10 protein-coding genes are annotated in these 10,388 nt (G+C 72.1%); 4 read left to right on the top strand and 6 right to left on the bottom strand.

Annotated features, from left to right (window positions below; genetic code table 11):
• Positions 1–174: 174 nt before the first annotated feature.
• Positions 175–1,080, bottom strand: a complete 906-nt coding sequence (locus ACF09C_RS32635; RefSeq protein ID WP_392096730.1) for a LysR family transcriptional regulator — start codon at positions 1,078–1,080, stop codon at positions 175–177.
• 80 nt (positions 1,081–1,160) lie between these two features.
• Between ACF09C_RS32635 and ACF09C_RS32630 the strand changes: the two genes are divergently transcribed.
• Both ACF09C_RS32630 and ACF09C_RS32625 read left to right on the top strand, forming a co-directional pair.
• The gene (locus ACF09C_RS32630) at positions 1,161–1,835 is read left to right on the top strand and encodes an MOSC domain-containing protein (RefSeq protein WP_392096728.1); all 675 of its coding nucleotides are present in this window, start codon (positions 1,161–1,163) and stop codon (positions 1,833–1,835) included.
• Between the two features lie 38 nt (positions 1,836–1,873).
• Positions 1,874–2,647 (top strand): SDR family NAD(P)-dependent oxidoreductase, encoded by a 774-nt coding sequence (locus ACF09C_RS32625; RefSeq protein WP_392096727.1) that lies wholly within the window; start codon positions 1,874–1,876, stop codon positions 2,645–2,647.
• A gap of 29 nt (positions 2,648–2,676) precedes the next feature.
• On the opposite strand, the gene ACF09C_RS32620 is transcribed toward ACF09C_RS32625, so the two are convergent.
• Positions 2,677–4,542: a DUF2264 domain-containing protein gene (locus ACF09C_RS32620; RefSeq protein WP_392096726.1), complete on the bottom strand. Its 1,866-nt coding sequence runs from the start codon at positions 4,540–4,542 to the stop codon at positions 2,677–2,679.
• Positions 4,543–4,717: 175 nt separating this feature from the next.
• On the opposite strand from ACF09C_RS32620, the gene ACF09C_RS32615 reads away from it, so the two are divergent.
• Together ACF09C_RS32615 and ACF09C_RS32610 are read left to right on the top strand one after the other, a co-directional pair.
• The gene (locus ACF09C_RS32615; protein WP_392096724.1) at positions 4,718–5,833 is read left to right on the top strand and encodes a substrate-binding domain-containing protein; all 1,116 of its coding nucleotides are present in this window, start codon (positions 4,718–4,720) and stop codon (positions 5,831–5,833) included.
• Between the two features lie 69 nt (positions 5,834–5,902).
• Positions 5,903–6,601 (top strand): ester cyclase, encoded by a 699-nt coding sequence (locus ACF09C_RS32610; protein WP_362425177.1) that lies wholly within the window; start codon positions 5,903–5,905, stop codon positions 6,599–6,601.
• A 135-nt stretch (positions 6,602–6,736) separates the two neighbouring features.
• Here ACF09C_RS32610 and groL read toward each other — a convergent pair whose 3' ends face one another.
• From groL to ACF09C_RS32590, 4 genes are all read right to left on the bottom strand, one after another.
• Positions 6,737–8,359, bottom strand: coding sequence for a chaperonin GroEL (gene groL, locus ACF09C_RS32605; protein WP_392096722.1), 1,623 nt, complete (start codon positions 8,357–8,359; stop codon positions 6,737–6,739).
• Between the two features lie 112 nt (positions 8,360–8,471).
• The gene (gene groES / locus ACF09C_RS32600) at positions 8,472–8,780 is read right to left on the bottom strand and encodes a co-chaperone GroES (protein WP_024756677.1); all 309 of its coding nucleotides are present in this window, start codon (positions 8,778–8,780) and stop codon (positions 8,472–8,474) included.
• 354 nt (positions 8,781–9,134) lie between these two features.
• Positions 9,135–9,422 (bottom strand): hypothetical protein, encoded by a 288-nt coding sequence (locus ACF09C_RS32595; protein ID WP_392096720.1) that lies wholly within the window; start codon positions 9,420–9,422, stop codon positions 9,135–9,137.
• A complete protein-coding gene (locus ACF09C_RS32590; RefSeq protein WP_392096718.1) occupies positions 9,419–10,345 on the bottom strand; it encodes a polysaccharide deacetylase family protein in 927 nt (308 codons plus the stop codon). Before ACF09C_RS32590 ends, ACF09C_RS32595 begins: the two co-directional genes overlap by 4 nt.
• Between the last annotated feature and the right edge of the window lie 43 nt (positions 10,346–10,388).

The following is a 10,388-nucleotide window of genomic DNA, read 5'->3' as shown; positions in this document are numbered from 1 at the left end:
CCCGCCGCATCCTCACCCCTCCCTCTCACCCCACCCGCCCCACCGCCCCCCCCCCAACCCCCCCCCCCCCACCCCAAAAAATGCGGCCCATTTAGCACCCCCCCCCCCCCCCCCCCCGAGAACGAGGCCGTAGGCCCGCCCACCCGAGAACGAGAGTGAGCGAGAACGCCGTCGCTACGCGCGCGTGGCCGAGCGGCCCGCCGCGCGGGTCAGCTCGTCCAGGGTGGCCGCGACCGCCGGGACCTGGGCGAGGTCGGGCAGCGTGAGGGCGACGATCTCGCGCTCCACGGCCGGTTCCACCACCACGGTCCTGGCCCCCTTGGGGCGTACGGACTCGATGGCGAGTTCCGGCAGGACCGCGACGCCGAGACCGGCGCCGACGAGTCCGACCACGGCCGGGTAGTCGTCGGTGGCGAAGTCGATGCGCGGAGCGAACCCGGCCTCCTGGCACACGTCCACCAACTGGCGCCGGCAGCGCGGGCAGCCCGCGATCCAGGACTCGTCGGCCAGTTCGCCGATGGAGACCGCCTCCGCGTCGGCGAGCCGGTGCCCCTCGGGGACCAGGCCCACCAGGCGGTCGGCGAGCAGCGGGCGCACGATCAGGTCGTCCCACTCGGCCTGCCCCGCTCCGTAACGGAACGCCAGGGCCACGTCGCAGTCGCCCTCGCGGAGCATCTCGATCGAGCGCGGCGGCTCGGCCTCGACCAGGGAGACGCGCGTACCCGGGTGCGCCGCGCGCAGCGCGGCGAGGGCGGTGGGGACCAGCGTGGAGCTGCCGCTGGGGAAGGAGACGAGCCGGACGCGGCCGGCCCGCAGTCCGGCGATGGCGGCGACCTCCTCCTCGGCGGCGGTGAGCCCCGCGAGGATGCCCGAGGCATGCCGGACGAGGGCCTCGCCTGCCTGCGTCAGACGCATCTCGCGGCCGGTCCTGATCAGCAGGGGCGTGCCGGCGGAGGTCTCCAGCGCCTTCATCTGCTGGCTCACCGCGGGCTGGGTGCAGCCCAGTTCGCGCGCGGCGGCGGAGAAGGAGCCGGTCGCGGCGACGGCGCGCAGGACGCGGAGATGACGGGCCTCGATCACGGGTCAAGCATAAGCCAAGCTTGGACTGCTGAGGCAATATTCGCTCGACGCTTTGAGTGGGGTCGGCCTATTGTTCCCTCATGAAGCTTCTGTCCCTGAACCTGGGCCGCCCGAAGACCGTCGCGTACACCGACCATCCCGAGGGCGTGACCGGCATCGACAAGCAGCCGGTGGCGGGGCCCGTACGGGTGTCCGCGCCCGGGCCCAAGGGGATCGGCGCGAGCGGGGTCGCCGGGGACACCGTGTGCGACACCCGGCACCACGGCGGCAACGATCAGGCGGTCTACGCGTACGCGCGCGAGGACCTGGACACCTGGGAGAAGCTGCTCGGCCGGCCGATCCCGAGCGGCGCCTTCGGCGAGAACCTCACCACCGAGGGCGTCGACGTCTCCGGCGCCCGGATCGGCGAGCGGTGGCGGATCGGACCCGAGCTGCTCCTCGAGGTCTCCTCCAGCCGGATCCCGTGCCGGACCTTCCAGGGGCACCTGGACGAGAAGGGCTGGGTCAGGCGGTTCACCGCGGAGGCCGTGCCGGGCGCGTACCTGCGGGTCGTCGAGCCCGGCGAGATCCGGCGGGGCGACGCGATCGAGGTGGTGCACCGCCCGGACCACGAGGTCACCGTGGCCTTCGAGTTCAGGGCCGTCACGCTCGAACGGCCGCTGCTGCCGCGCGTGCTGGCCGCCGGGGACGCGCTGCACCCGGACACCCTGCGCAAGGCGCGCGGGTACGTGGAGAAGTACGGGACAGGCTCCTGACCTCCGGTGCCGCCGCGCGGGGCACTAAGTTGCCCCGTATGACGACTGCACTGATTACGGGCGCGACGGCGGGGATCGGGGCCGCGTTCGCGCGGAAGCTGGCGGCGGACGGACACGACGTCGTGCTCGTGGCCCGCGATGTGACACGACTGCGGGAGCAGGCGACCGAGCTGCACGACCGGCACGGGGTCGAGGCCGAGGTCCTGGCGGCGGACCTGGCGGAGGAGAAGGGGATCGCGGCCGTGGAGGCCCGGCTCTCCGACCCCAAGCAGCCGGTGGACCTGCTGGTGAACAACGCCGGGTTCGGCAACAAGGGCCGGTTCCTGGAAGTCTCCATGGCCGACGAGTTGAAGATGCTGACCGTGCACTGCGAGGCGGTGCTCCGGCTGACCTCGGCGGCGGCGGAGTCCATGCGCGCCCGCGGCCGCGGCGGGGTCGTCAACGTGGCTTCGGTGGCGGCCTTTGTCCCGCGCGGCACGTACGGCGCGTCGAAGGCGTGGGTCGTCCAGTTCACCCAGGGCGCGGCGCGCGACCTCGCGGGCAGCGGCGTACGGCTCATGGCGCTCTGCCCGGGCTTCGTGCGGACGGAGTTCCACGAGCGGGCCGGGATGGGGACGGACAACATCCCGGGCTGGATGTGGCTCGACGCCGACAAGCTGGTCGCGGACGCCTTGAGCGATCTGGCGCGCGGCAAGACCCTCTCCATCCCCGATCCCCGCTACAAGGCGCTGATGGGTGTGGTGAAGCTGGCGCCGCGCGGTCTCCTCGGCGGGGTCTCCTCCCGGGCCGGCCGCAAGTACGGACCCAAGTGACCGACCCCAGGCCCTAGTGCCCTAGTGCCCTAGGTGACGCACGGCCCCGCCCGGCCGGTGAGGGCCAGGGCCTGGAGGTCGAGTTCGGTCGTGGTGCCGTCCTGCCAGGTCACATGGACGGTACGGGCGGTGACCCGGACGGTCGCGAGGGCAGTGACCGGGACCGGGTCCGGTTCGGCGGTGAGGGAGGCCAGGGCCACGAAGAGGGAACCGGGTCCCGCCGTGGTGCCGTGCAGGGCCGCCGTGCGGGTGGCCGGGCCGCCCTGGAGTGTGGCGCCGGTTTCCAGATCGACGGTCTCCGTCGCGGGCGGGTAGCCGTGGGCGGCCTGGAGTTGGGCGGTCGGGCCGTCGGGGGTGGTGGCCCAGCCCGTCTGGCGTACGGGCGTTCCGTCGGGGGCGTCGAGGACGAGGTGGGCGCGCACCTCGGCGCGGCCGTGGGCCAGGGTCGCGGAGACGACCCGGATCCCCGGGAGCGGGGTGTGCAGCGAGGCGGCCCAGTCGGGTCCTGTGCCCAGGGGGGTCGCGGGGCCGCGTCGGGTGACCCGGCCGTCGGCGACCAGGGCGAAGTGGTTGTCGGTGGGGTCCGGCGCGCCGGTGGGGCCGGTGCGCGTGGAGTAGGCGAAGCGGGCGTAGCCGGAGTCGTCGTCGCCCGCCGCGGCGCTCCCCACGTGGTTGCTGCCGTGGTTGTGGAGCCGTACGAGTCCGTCGGCGGCCGTGGTCTGGAGGAGCAGCGCGGCCGGGGCGACCGGGCGCACGGTGTCGGCGCGTTCGGCGGGGAGGGGTTCCTCGGGGTCGGTCCAGGCCGGGTGGTCGGCGGGCAGGAGGAGGCCGAGGAAGCCCTTGGCCGCCCAGTAGGGGGAGCCGGGCCCCGAGTAGCTCTGGACGACCGGCGGATACGGGCCGTGCCAGCCGAGGGTGAGCAGTCCGCGCTCGTCGCACGCGCCCCGGTCGAGGAAATACCGCAACGATCCGGAGGCGAGGCGGCGGGTGGCGCCCGGGGTGAGCGGGGTGTGGCCGGTGAGCGCGCCGAGCCAGGGCGCGGCCGCCGCGGCGAAGCGGTAGATGAGGGAGCGCCCGTACGGGAGGGGGGCGCCGCTCGCGTCGAAGAGGTGGACGTGGTCGGCGAGATGGGCGTTCAGCCGGGGGCCGTAGCGGGCGAGGAGGTCCTCGTCGCCCGCGAGGTGGGCGTGGAGGACGGGGTAGAAGTGCAGGGCCCAGCCGTTGTAGTGGTCGAAGGCGCGGTTGTCGCCGTCGCTGTACCAGCCGTCGCCGAGGTACCACTGCTCGATCCGGTCGAGGGAGCGGTCGATCGTGCGGGCCGCGCGGTCTGTCTCGACGCCGGCGTCGAGCAGGAAACCGGCGACGGTGAGACCGAAGAGCCACCAGTTGTTGTCGACCGGGGACGGGTCGAGGGCGGGGCGCAGCCAGTCGACGACGCGCTGCCGGGCACGGTCGTCCAGGGTGTCCCAGAGCCAGGGGCGGGTCAGCCGCAGCCCGAGGGCGACGGAGGCCGATTCGACCACGGCCTGGCGCACATCGGTGAGGAGCGGCCAGGAGTCCGGTCCGTGGCTGCCCGGCGCGTGGCCGGCGGCGGCGGGCGCCTCGGTACCGGCGGTGAGGCCTTCGGCGTAGCGGGGCAGGTGTCCGTGCGGGTCCGCGCCGTCGGCCCCCGCGACGCGCAGGGCGGCGAGCAGGAACGTACGGGCGTGGCCTTCGAGGCCGTCGGAGCGGACGCCCGACCAGCTGGGGCGGGGTCCAGGCAGGTCGAAGCGGCCGTGGCGGGGTGAGGCGTACGGCCGCACGGCGAGGAGGAGACGGTCGGCCGCGTCCTCCCAGTGGGCACGGGTCCAGCCGGTGAACGGGCTGAGCTCTCGGTTCTCGGGTGGCGTGGGCATGCTGCTGAGGCTCCCTGAGGCGGACGGCGTCGCCGGGAATCATGAACAGTCCTCGATCGAACGTCAATGAGATAAGAGCGAATGATCGAAACTCCTTGCGTTCGATCATTCTGGCGTAGGCTCCGCTGCGAGTACGGCGTCCCGCCGGACCGACCCACCGCGAGGGGATTGCGCCGTGCGCGAGAGTGCCGCCGAACGACACGACCGACTGCTGGCCCTGGTGCGCGAGCACGGCACCGCCCGGGTCGCCGAACTGGCCGAACGGCTCGGCGTCTCCCCCGTGACCGCCCGCCGCGATGTCGAGACGCTGGCCGCCCAGGGGCTGCTCGACCGGGCGCACGGCCGGGTGTCGTGGCCCGAGCGGCGGGGCGACCCGGGCCGCGCGGCCGCCCGACCGTCCGGCGAGGGCCTGGTCCTCGGGCTGCTCGCGCCCTCCGCCACGTACTACTTCGCCGAGGTCATCCGGGGCGCGCACGAGGCGGCCGCGCGGGCGGGGGCCCGGCTGATCCTGCGGATCTCGGACTACCGCCCCGAGGAGGACCGCCCGCGCACCGAGGGCCTGCTGGCGGCCGGCGCCCAGGGCGTGCTCGTCGCGCCCGGCTGGCGGGGACCGGAGGACCGGCCCTCGTACGGGACCTGGCTGGCCGAACTCCCCGTGCCCGCCGTGCTCCTGGAGCGCCGGGCCGAGCCCGGCTCGCCGCTCGACGCCCTGGACCGGGTGGTCTCCGACCACGGCCACGGCGTCCTGCTCGCCCTGCGGCACCTCCTCGGCCTCGGCCACGGCACCCCGCTCCTCGTGGCGCGCGGCGACAGCCCGACCGCGCTCGCGGTGCGCGCCGGCTACGCGGAGGCGCTGGCCACGCTGGATCTCGCGGCGCCCGGCCCGGTGATCGACTCCGTACCGGCGGACCAGGACCCGGCGGCGTTCGAGCGCGCGGTCCGGGCCCTGTACGAGGCGGTGAGCGCGGGCCGGGCGAGCGCGGCCCTGGTCCACAACGACGTGGACGCGATCGAGATCGTGCGGCGCCTGGCGGAGCTCGGCGTGAAGGTGCCGGAGGACCTGGCCCTGATCGCCTACGACGACGAGGTCGCCGCGCTCGCCGACACCCCGCTCACCGCGGTCGCCCCGCCGAAGCGCCAAGTGGGCAGGCATGCAACGGAGTTGCTGGTGGAGCGGCTCACGGAGGACCCGGCGGAGGAGCCCGCCCGGCGCCACCTGAGCCTGCTGCCACGGCTGCGCGTGCGGTCCTCGTGCGGGGCGCCGGGCGGGATGCCGGGCGGGGCGGCCTGAGCCTCCGCCCCCGTGCGGACGAGCCCCCCGGACCTAAGATGGAAGGGTCCACCCGGTCCGGGAGGCACCATGACTTTCGTACAGATAATCGATTGCAAGACCAGTCGGTTCGACGATCTGAACCGGCTCATGGACAAGTGGGTCGAACAGACCAAGGGCAAGCGGACGGCCACGCACAGCGTCATCGGCAAGGACCGCTCGGACGCGTCCCACCTCGTGGAGATCGTGGAGTTCCCCTCCTACGAGGTCGCGATGACCAACTCGCAGCTTCCGGAGACGGATCGCATCTTCCGGGAGATGGTCGCGCTCTGTGACGAGATGCCGACGTTCACCGACCTCGACATCGTCCGGGACGAGCAGCTGTACAAGACCAGCGCCCGTCGCCTCTTCGAACTCATGGCCACCGAGGGGGAGCTGCCGCCCCTCGACGAGGTGCTGGCGGAGGGGTACCACGACCACGACCCGACCAACGAGCAGGACGTCATCGGGATGGACGCGGTCCGGCGCGAGGTGGAGATGTGGCGGGCCGGATTCGACTTCGGTTTCACCATCAACGACCAGATCGCCGAGGGCGACCGGGTGTGCACGCGGTGGACCTGGATCGGCACGCACACGGGCGACTTCATGGGGCTCCAGCCCACCGGCATGAAGGTCTCCATGACCGGGACGACCATCCACCAGTGCCGGCAGGACGGCAAGATCACCGAGGGCTGGTGGCAGTACGACCTGCTCGGACTCATGGGGCAGCTCGGCGCGGTGGAAGCGTAGGGAGCGAGGAGGCGTAGAGGCGTAAGGAGCGCGGAGGCGCGGGGAAACGCGGAGGTCCGGTGCCCCTTCGGGGACACCGGACCTCGGTGATCGGCTACGGGCGATCAACCGTGAGCGCGCGAGTCAGCGCGTGCGTCAGTGCGAGTGACCGTGGCCGTGGCCCGCGTCCGCCGGCTCCTCTTCCTTCTTCTCCACCACGAGGGTCTCGGTGGTGAGCAGGAGGGAGGCGATCGAGGCGGCGTTCTCCAGCGCGGAGCGCGTCACCTTCACCGGGTCGATGACGCCGGCCTTGACCAGGTCGCCGTACTCGCCGGTGGCGGCGTTGAAGCCGTTGCCCTTGTCCAGCTCCGCCACCTTCGAGGTGATGACGTAGCCCTCGAGGCCGGCGTTCTCGGCGATCCAGCGCAGCGGCTCGACGGCGGCACGACGGACGACCGCGACACCCGTGGCCTCGTCGCCGGTCTTGTCGAGGTTGCCCTCGAGGACCTTGACGGCGTGAACCAGAGCGGAGCCACCACCGGAGACGATGCCCTCCTCGACCGCGGCGCGGGTCGCGGAGATGGCGTCCTCCAGACGGTGCTTCTTCTCCTTCAGCTCCACCTCGGTGGCGGCGCCGACCTTGATCACGCACACGCCGCCGGCCAGCTTCGCGAGGCGCTCCTGGAGCTTCTCGCGGTCCCAGTCGGAGTCGGTGGACTCGATCTCGGCCTTGATCTGGTTGACGCGGCCCGCGACGTCCTCGGAGTTGCCGCCACCGTCGACGATGGTGGTGTCGTCCTTGGTGATGGTCACGCGGCGGGCGGTGCCCAGCACGTCAAGACCGGCCTGGTCGAGCTTGAGGCCGACCTCCTCGGCGATGACGGTGGCACCGGTGAGGGTAGCCATGTCGCCGAGCATCGCCTTGCGGCGGTCACCGAAGCCGGGGGCCTTGACGGCCACGGCGTTGAAGGTGCCACGGATCTTGTTGACGACCAGGGTCGACAGGGCCTCGCCCTCGACGTCCTCGGCGATGATCAGCAGCGGCTTGGAGGCGCCGGCCTGGATGACCTTCTCCAGGAGCGGCAGCAGGTCCTGGATCGAGGAGATCTTGCCCTGGTGGATCAGGATGTACGGGTCGTCGAGGACGGCCTCCATACGCTCCTGGTCGGTCACCATGTACGGGGACAGGTAGCCCTTGTCGAAGGCCATGCCCTCGGTGAAGTCGAGCTCCAGGCCGAAGGTGTTGGACTCCTCGACGGTGATGACACCGTCCTTGCCGACCTTGTCCATCGCCTCGGCGATGAGCTCGCCGACCTGCTGGTCCTGCGCGGAGAGCGCGGCCACGGCGGCGATGTCGGACTTGTCCTCGATCGGACGGGCGGTCGCGAGCAGCTCGTCGGAGACGGCCTTGACCGCGGCGTCGATGCCCTTCTTCAGGGCGGCCGGGGAGGCGCCGGCGGCGACGTTGCGCAGACCCTCGCGGACGAGCGCCTGGGCGAGCACGGTGGCGGTGGTGGTGCCGTCACCCGCGATGTCGTTGGTCTTGGTCGCCACCTCCTTCACCAGCTGGGCGCCGAGGTTCTCGTACGGGTCCTCGATCTCGACCTCGCGGGCGATCGTGACACCGTCGTTGGTGATGGTGGGGGCGCCGAACTTCTTGTCGATGACGACGTTGCGGCCCTTGGGGCCGATCGTCACCTTCACCGTGTCGGCAAGCTTGTTGACGCCGCGCTCAAGGGCGCGACGGGCGTCCTCGTCGAACTTCAGGATCTTCGCCATGGGAGCGATTCAGCCCTCTCGGAAATCGTGTGTAAACGAACTGCGCCCCCGGACGCCCAGTGCGGGGTCAAGGGGCGCAGCTCAAAGCATCTGTCTCAGATACTTCGGTGAATTACTTCTCGATGATCGCGAGCACGTCGCGAGCCGAGAGGACGAGGAACTCCTCGCCGTTGTACTTCACCTCGGTGCCGCCGTACTTGCTGTACAGCACGACATCGCCGACCTGGACGTCGAGCGGAAGGCGCTCGCCGTTCTCGAAGCGGCCCGGACCCACGGCGAGGACGGCGCCCTCCTGGGGCTTCTCCTTCGCGGTGTCCGGGATGACCAGGCCAGAGGCCGTGGTCTGCTCGGCGTCGAGCGGCTGGACCACGATGCGGTCCTCGAGCGGCTTGATGGCAACCTTGGAGCTGGTGGTCGTCACGATCCGACCTCCCCCTTCGGAGATCTCACGGGGTTAACTGTCTGAGGTGGCGACCAGGTGGATCCGTCGTCGCGGGTGCCGGACCTGCCCGTCGCTGTGTTGGCACTCTCCAGTGGGGAGTGCCAGAGCCGAGACTATGACCGCGATTAGCACTCGGTCAAGCGGAGTGCCAATTCAGCGCCGCGTGGCGATTCGGTGGCCGGTCGCGTTCGATTCGGTCTCGGTACGGGCAACGGCCCGACGGACCCGGAGGTTCCGTACGAAGGATGGACTGGGTCCCCGTTCTCGTCTTCTGCGCGGCGGCCGGGTCTGGACGGCCGGGGGCCAGTTCCTCGCCGCGGTGCCGCTGGGCTCTTAAGGCCGGTCCGCCCGGCCGTCGGCGCGCCCGTCGTCGGCGCGCCCGTCGTCGGCGCGCCTGCCGACGCCGATCCCGTCGTCCAGCCGGGTCAGTCTGTGCAGGACGCGGGCCGCCGCCCCGGAGAGCGCCCCGCCCGCCGCCCGCTCCCCCGCGCCGGTGTCGAGCCGTTCCGCCGCCTTCCGCCCCAGCCGCTCGATCGGGTCCACGGACGACGCGCACCCCGAGATCCCCAGGAGCGCGCCGGCCAGGGCAAGGCCGATGACCGGCCGGCGCGCGCGGCTCACACGTAGTCCTCGAGCTTCGCGACCGCGTACCCCTTGGCCGTGATCGTCTTCATCACCCGGCGGATCATGTCGGGCATCGTGCCCTTCCAGTCCCCCTTGCCCCGGAAGTGCGTCAGCACGATGTCGCCGGGGTGCAGGTCCCGGTCCCACTCGCGCCACTCCATCCGGTCCGGGAACGCCTCCGAGGCCCACAGCGGGACCGCCTTCACCCCGCACGTCGCGGCGGCGCGCAGGGTGTCCTCGTTGTAGTTGCCGTACGGCGGCCGGAAGAGCGGGGGCCGCTTCCCGTACCGCTTCTCGATGACGTCCTGCATCCCGCAGATCTCCCGCTTCTGCGCGCTGTACGAGAGCCCGGGCAGGTAACGGTGGTTGAGGGTGTGGTTGTGCAGGGCGACCCCGGCGTCCTGCATCTTCTTGAAGTAGCCGTAGTCCTCCTTGACGAGGTAGTCGCTCAGGAAGGCGCTGTACGGGATCTGCAGATCGCTCATCATCCGCAGCAGCTCGGGGTCCTTCTCCGCGCCGTCGTCGATCGTCAGGAAGACGACCTTCTCCTTCGTCGGCACCGTGGTGAAGACCGGCGGCAGCCCTTCGCCGTCCGTCTCGAAGCCCTTGCGGGTGGTGATCTTCGGCTTCACGGCCGGCGGGGCGGGGGCTTCCAGCGGCGGCCGGTCCAGGCCCCACTTCTTGGCGGCCAGGGCCCGCGCGACACGGCGCTGGCGGACCTTCTCGACGTACGCGGCGAGCGCTCCGGACGCGCCCTCCGCCTGTGGCTGGGCGGCGGCGGGGAGCGCGGGGCCCTTGCGGCCCTCCGGGGCGGACCCCGCGTCGCCGGAGGGGCCCGCGCAGGCGGAGCCGAGCGCGGCGACGACCAGGGCGGCGCCCACCGAGCGGCGGAGGCGCGCCGCCGCCCGCTTCGAGCGCATTTCTTCGGCTTGTCGTACTAGCTGCATGGCGCCGCATCCTGTC

Source organism: Streptomyces sp. NPDC014870 (assembly GCF_043081505.1).
Lineage (GTDB): Bacteria > Actinomycetota > Actinomycetes > Streptomycetales > Streptomycetaceae > Streptomyces.
The sequence above is the reverse complement of the archived record's forward strand: the minus strand, read 5'-3'. Positions and strand labels throughout refer to the sequence as shown.

What these genes read in the sequence shown, in the direction of transcription:
- ACF09C_RS32630 (WP_392096728.1), top strand. Translation starts at nt 1,161, where the DNA reads ATGAAGCTTCTGTCCCTGAACCTGGGCCGCCCGAAGACCGTCGCGTAC.
- ACF09C_RS32625 (WP_392096727.1), top strand. Translation starts at nt 1,874, where the DNA reads ATGACGACTGCACTGATTACGGGCGCGACGGCGGGGATCGGGGCCGCG.
- ACF09C_RS32620 (WP_392096726.1), bottom strand. Translation starts at nt 4,542, where the DNA reads ATGCCCACGCCACCCGAGAACCGAGAGCTCAGCCCGTTCACCGGCTGG.
- ACF09C_RS32610 (WP_362425177.1), top strand. Translation starts at nt 5,903, where the DNA reads ATGACTTTCGTACAGATAATCGATTGCAAGACCAGTCGGTTCGACGAT.
- groL (WP_392096722.1), bottom strand. Translation starts at nt 8,359, where the DNA reads ATGGCGAAGATCCTGAAGTTCGACGAGGACGCCCGTCGCGCCCTTGAG.
- ACF09C_RS32590 (WP_392096718.1), bottom strand. Translation starts at nt 10,345, where the DNA reads ATGCGCTCGAAGCGGGCGGCGGCGCGCCTCCGCCGCTCGGTGGGCGCC.